We start from the raw sequence: 15,074 nt of genomic DNA, 5'->3' as shown, positions 1-15,074 counted from the left end.
GGTCTGCCGTCGCGGATCAGATGCAAGGGGGCGGTGGTTTCCGCTTCAGAAGGCGACGCGGTCGCCGCCCTTCAGCTTCAGCATCTCCCGCGCTTCCTTGGGCGAGGCGATCTCCATGCCCACATCCTCCAGGATGCGGCGGATCTTCGCCACCTGCTCCGCGTTGGAGGTGGCCTGCTTGCCGGGGCCGATCCAGAGGCTGTCTTCCAGCCCCACGCGCACATTGCCGCCGAGAATCCCGGCCATGGTGGTGAAGCCCATCTGGTGCCGCCCCGCCGCCAGCACGGACCACACATACTGGTCGCCGAAGAGGCGGTCGGCCGTCTCGCGCATGAACATCAGGTTCCGGTGCTCGGCGCCGATGCCGCCCAGAATACCGAAGATGGTCTGCACGAAGAGCGGCCCCTCCACCACGCCGCGGTCCAGCATGTGCGCCAGGTTGTAGAGGTGGCCCACATCGTAGCACTCGAACTCGAAGCGCGTGCCGTGGCCCTTGCCCAGGCGTTCCACGATCTGCTCGATGTCCTGGAAGGTGTTGCGGAAGATGTAGTTGGTGGTGCCCTCCAGATAGGGCTTCTCCCACTCATGCTTGAAGGACTTCACCCGGGCGGCGCTGGGCGCGATGTTGAAGTTCATCGAGCCCATGTTGAGGCTGCACATCTCGGGGCTCGCGATCAGCGGTGCCGCCAGACGCTCGTCAATGGTCATGCCGAGACCGCCACCGGTCGTGATGTTGATCACGGCATCGCTGGACTGCTTGATCACCGGCAGGAACTGCATGAACAGCTTGGGATCGGGCGAGGGCCGGCCGTCATTCGGGTCGCGCGCGTGCAGATGGATGATGGAGGCGCCGGCCTCCGCCGCCGCGATGGATTGCTCCGCGATCTCGGCGGGCGTGATGGGCAGGTGCGGCGACATGGAGGGGGTGTGGATGGCCCCCGTGACGGCGCAGGTGATGATGACTTTCTTGGCCATGGCGGTTCCTCCGAGGTGGCACGCATGGTGCCGCGCCGGAGGCCGCCTGTCACTCCGAGCCCGCTACTCGGAACGCAGCGCCGCGATGGGGTCGAGCCGCGCCGCCCGCCGTGCCGGCCAATAGCCGAAGAACAGCCCCGTCAGCCCCGAGACGGCCACGGCCAGCGCCACCGCATCCCATTGCACCAGCACGGGCCACCCCGCGAGCCCGCCCAGCAGATGCGCCAGCGCGAAGCCCGCGGCCACGCCCGCCGCGCCGCCGATGAGTGCCAGCAGCACCGCCTCCAGCAGGAACTGCTTCAGGATGTCGGCGGGGCGGGCGCCCACGGCCAGGCGCAGCCCGATCTCCTTCGTGCGTTCGGTGACACTCACCAGCATGATGTTCATCACCCCGATACCGCCCACCAGCAGCGACACCGCCGCCACCGAGGCCAGCAGCATGGACAGCGTGCGCGCCGAGGCGTCGCGCGTCGCCGCGATCTCGCTGAGGTTCCTGATCTGCACCGTGTCGGGCTCGTTCGCCGCCACGCGGTGGCGCTGGCGGAACAGGGCGCGAAGCTCATCCTCGACCAGGGCCATGTCCTCGCCCTCATGCACCTTCACGCTGATGGTGCTGACGGCGCGGGCGAAGGCACGCGAGGACCCCATCACGCTGCGCCGCGCGGTCCAGTAGGGCATGACCACCGCGTCGTCCTGGTCCTGGCCCATGGGGTTCTGGCCCTTGCGGCCCAGCACGCCGATCACCTCGAAGGGTGTCGCGCCGATGCGGACCTCGCGGCCCACGGGATTTTCCTCGCCGAACAGCGCCTCGGCCACGGTGGCGCCCAACAGCACGACCTTGCGGCCGGCCATGTTCTCCTCGACCGTGAAGAAGCGGCCTTCCGCCAGGGTCCAGTCATGCGCCACGAACCAGTCCGGGTCCGTGGCCGTGACCGTCGTGGCCCAGTTCTGGTTGCCCGCCACCACCTGCTGCTGCTGGCGAATGGCGCCGGCGGCCACCTGCACGGCATAGATTTCGCGCGGAATGGCCTGGGCGTCGTCCCAGCTCATGTTCGCCCGCTGCCCGGCGCCGAGCGAGACGCCGCCCATCCGCACATTGCCGCCCCAGACCAGCAGCAGGTTCGCACCCAACGACTGGATCTGCGACAGCACCTGCTGGCGCGCGCCCGCCCCCACGGCCACCGTCACCATCACGGCGGCCACGCCGATGAAGATGCCGAGTGCCGTCAGCGCCGCGCGCAGCTTGTTCGCGTTCAGCGCGCCCAGCGCGGCCGACAGCGCCTCGGTGAAGGACAGCCCGCCCCGCCCGCGCGGCAGGGGTGCCAGCGCGCTGACCGCGGGCGGCGCCACGGGGGCCAGATGCGGCGCGTTCATGCCAATTCCCTCAGCAGCGCGGCCGCATCCACCGGCGTGTGGCGCCTGTCCTCGACCATCTTGCCATCCTTGAAGCGCAGGGTGCGCGCCGCATAGGCCGCCACGCTCGCATCATGCGTGACGCAGAGCACCGCCACCCCCGCCGCGTTCAGCGCCTGGAACAGCGCCATGATCTCGATGCCCGTGCGGCTGTCCAGCGCGCCCGTGGGCTCGTCCGCCAGCAGCAATTCCGGGCCGTTCACCAGGGCGCGCGCGATGGCCACGCGCTGTTGCTGCCCGCCCGAGAGCTGGTTGGGCCGGTGCCGCATCCGCCCCGCGAGGCCGACCCGCGCCAGCGCCTCGGCCGCGCGCGCCTCGCGCACCGCGCGCGACACACCGCGATACAGCATGGGCATCGCCACGTTCGCCAGGGCATCGAGGCGCGGCAGCAGATGGAAGGACTGGAACACGAAGCCGATGCGCTCGCCGCGCAGGGCGGCCAACGCCTCGGTGGAGAGATGCGCCACATCCTCGCCCGCCAGGCGATAGGTTCCGCGCGTGGGCGTGTCCAGGCAGCCGATCAGGTTCAGGAAGGTGGACTTGCCCGAGCCCGAGGGGCCCATCGCCGCCACGAACTCGCCGGGCTGGATGGTGACGTCCACGCCGTCCAGCGCCGCCACCACGCCCTCGCCCGAAGGGTAGTGGCGCGTAAGGTCATGCGTCTCGATCAGGGGCGCGTTCAAAACAGCCCCCTCCCGGTTGGCGCGCGCACAGCGCCGGCGCGCTCGGTGCCGACCACCACCTGCATGCCTTCCTCCAGCGCGCCGCCCACCACCTCCGTCATCTGGCCGTCGGTCAGGCCGGTGCGGAGGGAGATGGTGCGCGTGGTCCCGTTCGCCTCCAGCACATGCACGGTGCCGGCGGCGCCGCCGCGCTGGCCGCGCGCGGAAGCGAGGCGCGCGCGCTGGTCGGGCGTGAGGCTGGCCGTCATGGCCGCCTGCAGGCGCTGGCGGGCCGCCTGGGCGCCGCGGCGCCGCGCCTCGGCATCGGCGGGCAGCGCGTCCATGGCGGCGCGGAACTCGGACTGCGCGGCCTCGATGGCCTGGCGCTGGGCGGGCGTCAGGTCCTCCATCTCGCGCAGCGCGGCCTCCATGGGGTTGGCGGGCGCGGCGGTGGCGCCGGCGGCACCCGGCGGGCGCCAGCGCAGGGCGGCATTGGGCACGCGCAGCGCCTCGGGCCTTGCGTCGGTCACGATGCGCAGCGTGGCGGTCATGCCGGGCAGCATGCGGCCCTCGGGGTTCCCCGCCGTCACCACCACCGTGTAGGTGACCACGTTGTTCACCGTGGTGGGGCTGAGGCGGATGTCCTTCACCCGGCCGCGCAGATTCACCTGCGGGTGCGCGGCGACGGTGAAGGTCACGTTCTGGCCGGGCTGGATGCGGCCGATATCGGCCTCGTCCACCGTCGCCCAGACCTCCATCTCATCGAGGTTGGCCGCGATGGTGAAGAGCGTGGGCGCCTGCAGCGAGGCCGCCACCGTCTGCCCCAGATCCACGCTGCGCGAGACGATGATGCCGTCAATGGGGCTGCGGATCACGGCGAAGGAGAGGCTCACATCCACCTGCCGCAGTTGCGCGGTGCGCTGCGCCAGCGTGGCCTGCGCGGCGGTGATCTGGGCATGCGCGGTGCGGGCCGCGGCCGCGGCGGCGGCGAGCTGCGCCTCGGCCTGGGCGGCGTCGGCCTCGGCGGCGGCCACCTGGGCGCGCGCGCCGTCCACGGTGAAACCCGCGCGCGTGGCGTCACGCACCGCGCCCACGCCGCTGCGGCGCAGTTGCTCGGTGCGCTGGGCCTCGAACTCGGCATCCTGCGCCTGGGCCGCCACGCGGGTGATGTTGGCGCGGGCGGAGGCGAGCTGCGCGGCGGCGCGCAATGCCTCGGCATCGGCGCGTTGGGCGGAGGTTTCCGCGACGGCCACCGCCGCCTGGGCGGAGCTGAGTTCCGCCGCCGCCGCCGCGCGCGTGGCCTCCAGCTGCTGCGTGTCGAGCCGCGCGAGAAGCTGCCCCGCCGTCACGCGCTGGTTGAAGTCGCCCTCCACCTGGCGGACCTGGCCCGAGAGCTGGCTGCCCACGATGACCGAGACCACGGGGTTCACCGTGCCGGTGGCCGAGACGATGGCGGTGATGGGCCCGCGGTCCACCGGGGCGGCGCGCACGCGTGGCCCGGCGGATTCGCCCGTGCCCCAGCCGAGGGTGGCCAGCGCCTGGCCTCCATAGAGATAGCCACCCCCGATGAGGGCAGCGGCAAGGATCAGCAGGGGGAGGGCTTTGCGCATGGCTCCTGTAACATGGCATGCGGGTGTAACGCCGATGTTGCGACGGATCAGGGGGAAAAGACCATGCGGTTGCTCGTGCTCGGGGCCGGCGCGCTGGGGGGTTACTTCGGGGGCCGGCTGGCCGAGGCCGGCGGCGACGCCACCTTCCTGGTGCGCCCGCGCCGCGCGGCGCAACTGGCCGAAGACGGGCTGCGGATCGAAAGCCCCTTCGGCGAGGCCCGGCTACAGGTGAAGACCGTGACGGCCGAGGCGCTGGGGCCGGGCTGGGACGTGATCCTGCTGGCCTGCAAGGCCTATGACCTGGACGAGGCCATGGCCGCCATCCGCCCGGCGGTGGATGGGCGCACCGCCATCCTGCCCGTGCTCAATGGTTTGTCGCATGTGGAGACACTTGGTCACGCCTTCGGCGCGGAGCGGGTGCTGGGCGGCCTGTGCAAGATCCAGGCGACGCTCTCGCCCGAGGGGGTGGTGCGGCACCTGAACGACTGGCGCTGGCTGACCTTTGGCGAGCAGGACGGCACGATGTCGCCGCGCGTGGAGGCCATCGCCGCCGCCTTCGCCCCTGCCCGCGGCATGGTGGCCCAGGCCGTGCCCGATATCGGCCAGCGCATGTGGGAGAAGCTGGTGCACCTGGGCAGTGCCGCCATCGGCACCGTGCTGATGCGCGCCAATGTGGGCGAGGTGGTGCGCGCGGGCGGCGCGCCCTTCCTGGCCGAAGTGCTGGCGCGCAACGCCGCCATCGCCGCGCATCACGGCCACCCCATGCCGGAGAGCTTCATGGCCGAATACGGCCAGCTCTTCGCGGACCCCGCCAGCGCCTACGCCACCTCCCTGCTGCGCGACATCGAGGCGGGCCACCGCAGCGAGGGCGAACACATCCTGGGCTTCCTGCTGGAGGCCGCGCACCGCGCCGGGGTCGAGGCCCATTGGCACGCCGCGGCGGCGCTGCATGCCCGCGCCTATGAGCAGCGGCGGGCGGCCCAACGTCTGCCCTGAACGAACCTTCCCACAAGGTATGCGTAGTTCTCCCTAATTGCGTGCCCGTGAATATACTTGTCAGTGTGCGGCATGAACATTTTACGGAATCAGGACCACTCCATGGACGGGCGCACCAACTCGCGATTCGTTGACGACTACCTGCTGTACCTGCTGGCCCGTGCCTCGCACACTCTTTCGGCAGAGTTCCATGCCACGCTGCGCCGCGCCGGCGTCTCGGTGCCGGTGTGGCGGGTGCTGGCCACCCTCTCGGGCAGCACCCCCGAGACGGTGACGGGCCTGGCCGAGGCCTGCCTGCTGCAACAGCCCACCATGACCAAGCTGCTCGACCGGATGGTGCGCGATGGCCTCGTCCAGCGCCTGCCCGATGCGCGGGACCGCCGCGTGGTCCGCATCGAGGCCACGGAACGCGGCCAGGCCCTGGTGCAGGACCTTCTGGTGGCCGCCCGCCAGCACGAGGCACAGGTGCTGGCCCGCTTCCCCGACATGGACCCGGCCGCCTTCAAGCAGCTGCTGCGCGCCATGATGACGCGCCCCGGGCGGGGGCGCCGCGCCGTCGCGGCGTGACGCGGCGCCGGTGAAGATCCCCGATCCGCACCAGCTCGCCCCCTATGTCATCGCGGCGATGGTCCTGGCCGCGGTGGTGCAGATCATGCTCCTGGTGGTCGGGTAGGGTGCGCTGGGCGGCCGGGCACGCTATCTGAAGGGCGTGACCCAGCCCAAGCCCAACTTCCTCGACCATGACCGCCCCCCCGTGCCCGACCTCGTGGTGCCGCGCGGCGTCGTGCCCTTCCACCTGGCGCAGAAGCCCGTGCGCGGCCGCCTGCTGCGCCTGGGCCCGCTCGCCGAGGCGCTGCTCTCCCGCCACGACCACCCGGAGGCCGTGGCACGGCTGATGGGCGAGGCCATGGCGCTGACCGCGGGCCTGGCTTCCGCGCTGAAATACAAGGGCTCCTTCTCGATCCAGGCGAAGGGCGACGGCCCCATCCCCATGCTCGTGACCGACTGCACCGACATGGGCGGCTTGCGCGGCTATGCCCGCGTGGACGCGGAGAAGCTGGCCCGCTATGGCCGCAACCCCTCGGCCCGCGCGCTGCTGGGCAAGGGCTACCTGGCCTTCACCTGCGACCAGGGTCCGGACATGGAGCGCTACCAGGGCATCGTCGCCATCGAGGGCGCCACCCTGTCGGAGATGACGGCCAACTACTTCGCCACCTCCGAACAGCTGCGCAGCTTCGTGCGCCTCGCCTGCGCCCGCACCGAGGAGGGGTGGCGCGCGGCCGCCTTCATCATGGAGCGCGTGGCGGTGGAGGGCGGCATCGCCGACAGCGCGGGCGATGACGATGCCTGGGACACGGCGCTGGCCCTGGCCCACACCCTCACCGAGGCCGAGATGCTGGACGACGCCCTGCCGGCCGACCGCCTGCTGCACCGGCTGTTCCACCAGGAGGGGCTGATGCTCGACCAGCCCCGGGCGCTGGCCTATGGCTGCCGGTGCTCGCGCTCGCGCCTCGCGGGCGTGCTGGAGGGCTTTCCGGTCGAGGACCTCGACCACATGGCGGAGGACGGGACCATCACCATGACCTGCGAATTCTGCAACGTGGATTTCCGCTTCGCGCGGGAAAGCCTGCGGGGGGCGCAGGCATGATCGCCCGCCGCGCCCTGCTCGCCCTGCCCGCGGGCCTTGCCGCCTGCGCGGCCCCCGCCATCCCGCGGGTGGAAGGCCCGCCCATCGGCTACCGGCACCTGACGCCGCTGCGCCTGGATGTCGCCACCATCGCCATCGAGGAGGAACTGGCCTTCGCCGGCCCCAACGACCTGGGCCGCGAACTGCGCCCCAGCGCGGCCGAAGCGGTGCGGACCATGGGCCAGGACCGCCTCTTCGCCTTCGGCACCCAGAACAGCGCGCGCTTCGTCGTGACCCGCGCGCAGATCCTGCGCGAGCCGGGTCCGCCCGGGCAGGGCCTCTTCGCCCAGCCGCAGGACCGGCTGGACCTGCGCCTCACCTGCCGCCTGGAAATCCGCAACCCCACGGGGCTGCGCCTGGGCTTCGCGGAGGCCAGCGCCACCCGCATGCAGACGCTTGACAGCGACCCCATGGGCCGCATGGCCGTGGCGGAGACCATGCTCCGCCAGGCCATGTTCGACCTGAACACCGAGTTCGAGTTCCAGCTGCGCCGCGCCCTGCGCGCCTATCTGGTGGAGGGCGAGCGCGCCGCCCCGCCGCCGCCCGTCGCACGCGAGGAGCTTCCCCGGACATGAGCCTGACCTTCTCCAACTCCGACGGCGTGCGCGCCCCGGCCTCGCGCTATTCCCTGGCCTGCCTGGTGCAGGGGCCGGGACAGCGCCTCGTCATCTCGGGCCAGGTGGGCGTGGCGCCGGACGGCAGCGTGCCGGCCGATGGCCCCGCGCAAATCCGGCAGAGCCTCGCCAACCTCACCACCATCCTGGCCGCGCATGGCATGGGGCCGCGCGACATCGTGAAGGTGACGGTGTTCCTGACCGACCCCGCGCTGATCCAGCCCTGGCGCGAACTGCGCGACGCCGCGCTGGAAGGCCATGCGCCCACCTCCACCCTGCTGATCGTGGCCGGCCTCGCCGACCCGCGCTTCCTGGTGGAAGTGGAAGCCGAGGCCTTCACCCCCGGCTGACCCACCATTCGCGAAGCAGCAGCGCCAGCAACAGCACGAGACCCAGCGTGGCCATGCTGTAGAGCGCGGCGTGGGGGCCCAGCCGTTCCGCCAGCGCGCCCACCAGCAGCACGCCCGCGGGGCCCGCGCCGATGCAGGTCGTGACCAGCCCCAGCACGCGCGAGCGGATTTCGGGCGGCGCATGGGTCATGACCAGCGAGGTCTGCATGGCCGCGAAACGCGCCGTGCCCAGCCCGCCCAGCACCAGCAGCGCCCAGGCCAGGATGTAGTAGGGGCTGGACACCACCAGCAACAGGCAGGCGAAGAAGAGCAGGCTGCCCGCCACGAAGGGAAACAGCCCCGGCGGCGCGCGCCGGCGCAGCGCCATCCAGAGCCCGCCCAGCAGCGCGCCGAAGGGCTCGGCCGCGGCCAGCAACCCGATGGCCGCGCCTGACGCGCCGAAGGCCGCCGCCCCGAAGGCCGGCAGGATGCCCGCATAGCAGAAGGCGAAGACGTTCATGATGAGCGTCACCCCCAGCACCATGCGAAGCCGGGGTTCCGCCAGAGCGAATCGGGCCGCCTCCACGATGCCCGACAGCGCCGATTGCGGCGCGCGGACCACCATGCGCGGCGGCGTCACGCGCCAGGCGAGGAACAACGCCAGCAGGTGGAAGCCGCAGGCGATGGCGGCGGCAGGGGCAAGGCCGGTCAGCTGGAACAACGCGCCCCCCAGCAGCGGGCCGATGGCACGCGTGGTGCTGCCCGTCATGGTGTCCAGCGCCACGGCCTGCACCAGGTCCTCGGGCGGGGCGGCATCGGCGGCCATGCGGCGGCGCGTGGCCATCTCACCCGCCCATGCGAGGCCGGCCAGCAACCCCTGCGCCATCAGGTGCCAGGGCGCGATCCAGCCCAGCGCCGCCAGCAGCGCCACCAGCCCCGCGCCCACGGCCGAACTGGCCTGCAGCGCGATCAGCAGCCGCCGCCGGTCCAACCGCTCGGCCAGCGCGCCGGCCACGGCGCCCAGCAGCAGCATGGGCAAAGCGCGCATCATGGCGACGGCGGCCACCATGAAGGCGGAGCCCGTGGCCTCGTAGGTCCAGAGCGTGGCGGCCAGCAGCTCCAGCCAGCGCATGGTGTTGGCGATGCCGCCCAGCAGCCAGATGCGCCGGAAATCCGGCGTGGCGAAGAGGCGCCGGATGGCGCCGCGACCTTGGGTATCGGCCGCGCTCATGCGTCTCGTCGTCCGCTGGCAGCGCTGGCCATCATGTCCCTCCCGGTGGTCGAGGCTACAGCGCGGCGGTGGGCCGGCAACCGGGCGGGCATGAAAAAAGCCGGCCACCCGAGGGTGGCCGGCCTGGTCTTCCCCGCGAAGGGGGGTGGGTCAGTCGTCGATCTTCGGGTTGATCTTGCCCTTGATCGCCGCATAGATCGCCCAGAGCAGCAGGGCCGTCGTCACGAAGATGAAGGCCGCGCTGATCGGGCGCGTCACGAACACCGTGGCGTCCCCGCGCGAGAGCAGCATGGCCCGGCGCAGGTGCTCCTCCATCAGTGGGCCCAGGATGTAGCCCAGCAGCAGCGGCGCGGGTTCGAAGCGCAGCAGCATCAGGAAGTAGCCGAACACCCCGAAGATCAGCACCATGAAGATGTCGAAGGTGTTGTTGTTCACGCTGAACACGCCGATCGCGATGAACATCAGGATCGAGGGGAACAGGAAGCGGTAGGGGATCTGCAGCAGCTTCACCCACATGCCGATGAGCGGCAGGTTGAGGATGACCAGCAGCACGTTGCCGATCCAGAAGCTGGCAACGAGGCCCCAGAAGATTTCCGGATGCTCCGTGATCAGGCGGGGCCCAGGCTGGACGCCCGCGATGATCATGGCACCCAGCATCAGCGCCATCACCGCGTCACCCGGGATGCCCAGGGTGAGCGTGGGGATGAAGGCCGTCTGCGAGGCGGCGTTGTTCGCGGCCTCGGGCGAGACCACGCCCTCCACCGCGCCCTTGCCGAAGCGCTCGGGCGTCTTGGAGATCTTCTTCTCGACCGCATAGGCCATGAAGGCCGAGATGGTCGTGCCCGTGCCCGGCAGCGCGCCGAAGAAGGAGCCGACGCCCGTGCCGCGGAGCATGGGCCACCAGAAGCGGCTCCAGTCATCCTTGGTGGGGACCATGGAGCGGAAGGTGATCTTCTGGCGCTGGTCGGCCTTCTGGTCGCGGATCTTGTTCACGCTGGCGATCACCTCGCCCACGCCGAACAGACCCATCGCGATGGCGACCAGGTTGAAGCCGTCCGACAGTTCCGGGATGCCGAAGGTGTAGCGCTGCTGGCCCGTCTGCACGTCGGTGCCGACCATGCCCAGGCACAGACCCACCAGCACCATGGCGATGCCCTTCACGGGCGAGCCCTGGGAGAGGGTGGAGGCCGCGACCAGGCCCAGCAGCATCATGGCGAAGTATTCCGCCGGCCCGAAGGCCAGCGCCACCTCGGCCAGCGCGGGCGAGAACAGCGTCAGGATGATGATGCCGATGCTGCCGCCGATGAAGGAGGCGAGCGTGGTGACGAAGAGTGCCACACCCGCGCGCCCGTTGTTCGACATCGGGTAGCCGTCGAGGCAGGTGACCGCCGAGGAGGGGGTGCCCGGCAGGTTCATCAGGATCGAGGCCGTCGAGCCGCCATACTGCGTGCCGTAGTAGATGCCGGCCAGCATGATGAGCGCGGTGGTCGGCGGCACGTAGAAGGTCAACGGCAGCAGCATCGAGATCGTGGCCAGCGCGCCGATGCCCGGCAGCACGCCCACGAAGGTGCCCAGGAACACGCCGATGAAGCAGTACATCAGGTTCTGCAGCGAAAACGCCGTCTGGAACCCGAAGAGGAGATCGCCGAAAACTTCCATCAGATGTTCCACCGGAAGGCTTGGATGGGGATGCCAAGGCCCCAGATGAACACCGCGACCGCCGAGATGGCGAGGAACACGCTGAGGGCGAGGTTCTCGATCAGGTTGGCGCCAGGCTTGGCGAAGGCCGCGCAGAACACCAGGGCGAAGATGGCGGGCACCATGCCCAGCCGCTCAAGCACGAAGGCGAAGACGCCGATCGAGAGGCAGACCATGAGGAACGGCCGTCCCTCGAAGCCCAGCGGGTCACCTTCGCGGAAAAAGGCCGGCAGCGCGATCAGCACACCGAACACCGCGATCAGCCCGCCCAGCACCGCCGGGAAGAAACCCGGGCCCATGCGGCGCAGCGTGCCGATCGAATACGATTCCATTGCATGATTCATGAACCATAGGCCGACCGCGATCATCACGGCCCCTCCTATGATGTCCACATAATCCCTCTTGGTTTTCACCCGGAAGCACTCCCCATCATTATCGCAAGGCGCGCGACACTACGAAGGCGCCAAGCCTGGACGCAAGGGGCGCGCGCCCCAGGTGACTCATTTAATAAGCGTAACGCGGCATAGCTTTCTGAATATTGCGCGCGCGTAAGGCGGCCCGGCAAGGGCCACATTCGCAAAATGGAGTGAAACCAGGGGTTTGTGGGCGGCACGGCGGCGAAACCCCTACGGGGGGCTGCCAAGCCGGCGCTTTCCATGGATCATCCCGTCCATGACCCATCTCTTCTCCCCCTGGACGCTTCGCGGCGTCACCTTCCGCAACCGCATCGGCGTCTCGCCCATGTGCCAGTATTGCTGCGCCGAGGACGGGCTGCCCACGCAATGGCACCTGGCCCACCTCGTCTCGCGCGCCGTGGCGGGGCCGGGCATGGTGATGACCGAGGCTGCGGCGGTGACCCCCGAGGGCAGGATCAGCCCCGGCGACCTGGGCATCTGGAGCGACGCCCATCTGGAGGGCCATACGAAGCTCGCGGCCGCCATCGCCGCCGCGGGCTCGGTGCCCGCCATCCAGCTGGCGCATTCGGGCCGCAAGGGCAGCCGCCTGCCGGCCTGGGATTCGGGTGCGGCCGTGCCGGGCTGGGAGGCGCTGGGCCCCTCGGCCGTGCCTTTCGGCAACTACGCGACACCCCGCGCCATGACCGAGGCGGACATCCTGGCCACGCGCGACGCCTTCGTGGCCGCCGCGCGCCGGGCCGTGTCGGCCGGCTACCGGCTGATCGAGATCCATGCGGCGCATGGCTACCTGCTGCACAACTTCCTCTCGCCGCTGTCGAACCGGCGCAATGACGGCTGGGGTGGGGATTTCGAGGGCCGCACCCGGCTGCTGCGCGACATCGCGGCCGCCACGCGCGCCGCCATCCCCGAGGAGGTGGTGCTGGGCGTCCGCATCTCCCACACCGACTGGGTGGAGGGTGGCTGGAGCACGGAGGAGAGCGTGGAACTCTCCCGCCACCTCAAGGCGCTGGGCGTGGATGTGGTGGATGTCAGCTCCGGCGGGCTCGATGCCGGGCAGCAGATTCCGCTCGGCCCAGGCTACCAGGTGCCGGGTGCCGATGCGGTGCGGCGCGGCGCGGGCATCCCCGTGATGGCGGTGGGCCTGCTGACCGAGGCGGCGCAGGCCGAGGCGGTGCTGGCCGAGGGCAAGGCCGACATGATCCTGCTGGCCCGCGCCTTCCTGCGCGACCCCTACTGGGTGCTGAACGCCGCCGTGGCGCTGGGCGCCACCGAGGCCCTGTCCGTGCCGCCGCAATATGAGCGCGGTTGGGGCGGCATGGGCCCGATGCGGATCAACCGTGCGGTCGGCGCGCCCATGCCGCCGCTCTGAAACAAGGGCCCCGTGCCGGCCTTTGTGCCGGCCGGAAAAACCCTGGATTGGCATTCGTCTTTGCATGCGCAAGTCGGCCGTGCCTCTGCACGGCCGCCACCCTTCCGCGTGGCCGCTTTCTGGAACACCCGGTCAGGATTCACCGGTGCATGTAAATTTTACGCCGCGTCACCTGAAATTTCGTTAAAAACAAAATCATGGCGGTCGTTCTTTTGTCATTATGCACGTTCTAGTTGTGCAACCGCTGGGCATCTGGCAGGTTGATCTCATGTTGCTTGGCGGTGGTTCAGGGTGTTCCACCTCATCCGCACCATCTCGTCGGATGCGCCGTCAGGTTCCCTGAACAGGAGTGAGACGACCATGGCCGATTCCACCTCACCTGGCGCTTCGTCCGCGGTTGGCTCGCGCAACGCCGTGCCCCCCACGCGGAATGCCGCCGGGCCGGGCCGGGTGCAGCGGGCCCGCCGCCCCGCCGCGGAAGCGACCCGCGGGGCGCGCCGCGCCGATGAGACCGATATCGAACTGGGCCAGCGCCTGTGGCAGCTCCGGCTGCACCGCGGCGTCACCCGCCGCGAGGCCGCCGAACGCCTCGGCGTCACCGCGCAGCAGGTCCAGAAATATGAGCTGGGCCAGGACCGCCTGTCCATCGGTCGGTTGGTCCGGCTGGCAGCGCTGCTCGAAACCCCGCTGCCCGTGCTGATCGACGGTCTGGGCGAGCAGGACGGCACGGCCGAGCCCGCGCTGGAGCGTGCCCAGCGCCATGCCGAGAGCTGCGCCCTCATGCAGAGCTTCGCGCTGATCGACCACGGCGAACTGCGCGAGATGGTGCTGAACCTGGCGGACCGCCTGGCGCGCCTGCCCGCCGGTGAGTCCGGCAGCATGCCAGCCTCGACGCCCCGTCGCTGACCGCGGCGCCGCCTTCAACCGCGGCGTGATCCTCCGCTACGGATCACGCCGCGATCCCATGCCTGGGGTCAGGCTTCGGGCCTGAAGCCCGAGGCCTCCACCACCGGACCCCACTTCTCCGTCTCCTCGCGGATCCGTGCTGTGAAGCGCGCGATGTCCTCATGGGCCGGCGTGAACTCGCGCTGCTCCAGGGCCGCGCGGAAGGATGCATTGCCGTTGGCCGTGCGCAGCGCCTCGCTCAGGGCCGTCGCCACCGCCTGCGGGGCGCGTGCCGGCAGAAAGACACCGAACCATTCATCGGCGGTCAGCGCCGGAAAGCCCTGCTCCGCGAAGGTCTGGAAATCCGGGAAGCGCGGGATGCGCTGCGCGGCCGTGGTCGCGATCACGCGCAGCCGCCCGCCTTCCATCTGGGGCACGATGTCGCCGATCACGTTGATGGAGGCCGGCACCTGGCCGCCCAGCAGGTCGGTGATGGCCGGCGCCGCCCCGCGATAGGGCACGTGGTTCAGCTCCACCCCCGCCGCCCGGGCCAGCATCACCCCCGTGAAATGCGGCACCGAGCCCGCGGCCGGCGAAGCATAGGCCAGGCCCCCGCGCTGCCGCGCCAGCGCCAGGAATTCCGCGAGGTTCGTGACCCCCGGCGCGCCAGGCCCCACGGCCATGGCGAAGGGATAGACCACCACCGGCGAAATGGGGCTGAGGTCCCGCAGGGGGCTGTAGCGCAGCCGCTCGCCATAGAGGTGCGGGTAGATCGAGATCATGCTGGCCGGCGTCAGCAGGATGGTGGCGCCATCGGGCTCGGCGCGCATGACCTCCTCGATGGCAAGCCGGCCCGTGGCACCCGCCCGGTTCTCGACGACCACCTGCGGCGCCCAGACGCCCCGCAACCGCTCGGCCAGCTGGCGCGCGGTGAAGTCCACCGTGCCACCGGCGGGGAAGCCCACCAGGATGCGCGCCGGACGGTTGAGCGCGGCCGTCTGCGCGCGAAGAATTCCGGGCGCGGCCAGGAGTGGCACCGCCAGGACGGGCGCGCGAAGAATATCGCGGCGCGAAAATTGTAACATTCTGTCTCCTCCTCCGTGTCTGTTTCAAGCCTGGAACAGAGTGCGCCGAAGGGGCCCTGCGTTTCTCCCCGCCGGCCTCTGCGGGCCATGCTGGGCCCATCATG

Annotated in this window: 15 protein-coding genes; 7 read left to right on the top strand and 8 right to left on the bottom strand. The window is 70.7% G+C overall.

What is annotated here, in order from left to right; translation table 11 throughout:
• Positions 1 to 45: 45 nt before the first annotated feature.
• From GGQ83_RS14060 to GGQ83_RS14045, 4 genes are all read right to left on the bottom strand, one after another.
• Positions 46 to 975 carry a BKACE family enzyme gene (locus GGQ83_RS14060; protein ID WP_184385080.1) on the bottom strand — a complete coding sequence of 310 codons (930 nt, stop codon included), beginning with the start codon at positions 973 to 975 and terminating at the stop codon, positions 46 to 48.
• Between the two features lie 63 nt (positions 976 to 1,038).
• The gene (locus tag GGQ83_RS14055) at positions 1,039 to 2,349 is read right to left on the bottom strand and encodes an ABC transporter permease (RefSeq protein WP_242535109.1); all 1,311 of its coding nucleotides are present in this window, start codon (positions 2,347 to 2,349) and stop codon (positions 1,039 to 1,041) included.
• Positions 2,346 to 3,071 carry an ABC transporter ATP-binding protein gene (locus tag GGQ83_RS14050; RefSeq protein ID WP_207018181.1) on the bottom strand — a complete coding sequence of 242 codons (726 nt, stop codon included), beginning with the start codon at positions 3,069 to 3,071 and terminating at the stop codon, positions 2,346 to 2,348. Before GGQ83_RS14050 ends, GGQ83_RS14055 begins: the two co-directional genes overlap by 4 nt.
• Entirely contained in the window at positions 3,068 to 4,660 is a 1,593-nt protein-coding gene (locus GGQ83_RS14045; RefSeq protein ID WP_184385077.1) for an efflux RND transporter periplasmic adaptor subunit, read from the bottom strand. Before GGQ83_RS14045 ends, GGQ83_RS14050 begins: the two co-directional genes overlap by 4 nt.
• 63 nt (positions 4,661 to 4,723) lie before the next feature.
• Here GGQ83_RS14045 and GGQ83_RS14040 point away from each other — a divergent pair, with 63 nt between their 5' ends.
• The 5 genes from GGQ83_RS14040 to GGQ83_RS14020 all read left to right on the top strand — a co-directional run bounded on the left by GGQ83_RS14040 (position 4,724) and on the right by GGQ83_RS14020 (position 8,307).
• Positions 4,724 to 5,656, top strand: coding sequence for a 2-dehydropantoate 2-reductase (locus GGQ83_RS14040; protein WP_184385075.1), 933 nt, complete (start codon positions 4,724 to 4,726; stop codon positions 5,654 to 5,656).
• Positions 5,657 to 5,758: 102 nt separating this feature from the next.
• On the top strand, positions 5,759 to 6,223 hold the full coding sequence (locus GGQ83_RS14035; protein WP_184385073.1) for a MarR family winged helix-turn-helix transcriptional regulator: 465 nt from the start codon (positions 5,759 to 5,761) through the stop codon (positions 6,221 to 6,223).
• A gap of 133 nt (positions 6,224 to 6,356) precedes the next feature.
• Positions 6,357 to 7,304, top strand: a complete 948-nt coding sequence (gene hslO, locus GGQ83_RS14030) for an Hsp33 family molecular chaperone HslO (RefSeq protein ID WP_184385539.1) — start codon at positions 6,357 to 6,359, stop codon at positions 7,302 to 7,304.
• Complete coding sequence (locus GGQ83_RS14025) at positions 7,301 to 7,918, top strand: hypothetical protein (protein ID WP_184385071.1); 618 nt, start codon at positions 7,301 to 7,303, stop codon at positions 7,916 to 7,918. The genes hslO and GGQ83_RS14025 overlap by 4 nt, the downstream gene beginning before the upstream one ends.
• On the top strand, positions 7,915 to 8,307 hold the full coding sequence (locus tag GGQ83_RS14020; protein WP_184385069.1) for a RidA family protein: 393 nt from the start codon (positions 7,915 to 7,917) through the stop codon (positions 8,305 to 8,307). The genes GGQ83_RS14025 and GGQ83_RS14020 overlap by 4 nt, the downstream gene beginning before the upstream one ends.
• Here GGQ83_RS14020 and GGQ83_RS14015 read toward each other — a convergent pair.
• The 3 genes from GGQ83_RS14015 to GGQ83_RS14005 all read right to left on the bottom strand — a co-directional run bounded on the left by GGQ83_RS14015 (position 8,294) and on the right by GGQ83_RS14005 (position 11,586).
• Positions 8,294 to 9,517 carry an MFS transporter gene (locus tag GGQ83_RS14015; protein ID WP_184385067.1) on the bottom strand — a complete coding sequence of 408 codons (1,224 nt, stop codon included), beginning with the start codon at positions 9,515 to 9,517 and terminating at the stop codon, positions 8,294 to 8,296. The genes GGQ83_RS14020 and GGQ83_RS14015 overlap by 14 nt on opposite strands.
• A 150-nt stretch (positions 9,518 to 9,667) precedes the next feature.
• On the bottom strand, positions 9,668 to 11,176 hold the full coding sequence (locus GGQ83_RS14010) for a tripartite tricarboxylate transporter permease (RefSeq protein WP_184385065.1): 1,509 nt from the start codon (positions 11,174 to 11,176) through the stop codon (positions 9,668 to 9,670).
• Entirely contained in the window at positions 11,176 to 11,586 is a 411-nt protein-coding gene (locus tag GGQ83_RS14005) for a tripartite tricarboxylate transporter TctB family protein (RefSeq protein ID WP_311728219.1), read from the bottom strand. The genes GGQ83_RS14010 and GGQ83_RS14005 overlap by 1 nt, the downstream gene beginning before the upstream one ends.
• Positions 11,587 to 11,887: 301 nt before the next feature.
• Between GGQ83_RS14005 and GGQ83_RS14000 the strand changes: the two genes are divergently transcribed.
• On the top strand, positions 11,888 to 13,000 hold the full coding sequence (locus GGQ83_RS14000; RefSeq protein ID WP_184385061.1) for an NADH:flavin oxidoreductase/NADH oxidase: 1,113 nt from the start codon (positions 11,888 to 11,890) through the stop codon (positions 12,998 to 13,000).
• A gap of 360 nt (positions 13,001 to 13,360) precedes the next feature.
• Positions 13,361 to 13,906 (top strand): helix-turn-helix domain-containing protein, encoded by a 546-nt coding sequence (locus tag GGQ83_RS13995; protein ID WP_184385059.1) that lies wholly within the window; start codon positions 13,361 to 13,363, stop codon positions 13,904 to 13,906.
• A 68-nt stretch (positions 13,907 to 13,974) separates the two neighbouring features.
• Here GGQ83_RS13995 and GGQ83_RS13990 read toward each other — a convergent pair whose 3' ends face one another.
• Positions 13,975 to 14,970, bottom strand: coding sequence for a Bug family tripartite tricarboxylate transporter substrate binding protein (locus GGQ83_RS13990; RefSeq protein WP_184385057.1), 996 nt, complete (start codon positions 14,968 to 14,970; stop codon positions 13,975 to 13,977).
• Positions 14,971 to 15,074: the final 104 nt, after the last annotated feature.

Source organism: Roseococcus suduntuyensis (genome assembly GCF_014196305.1).
Classification (GTDB): domain Bacteria; phylum Pseudomonadota; class Alphaproteobacteria; order Acetobacterales; family Acetobacteraceae; genus Roseococcus; species Roseococcus suduntuyensis.
This window is presented reverse-complemented; position numbering and strand designations above follow the sequence as displayed.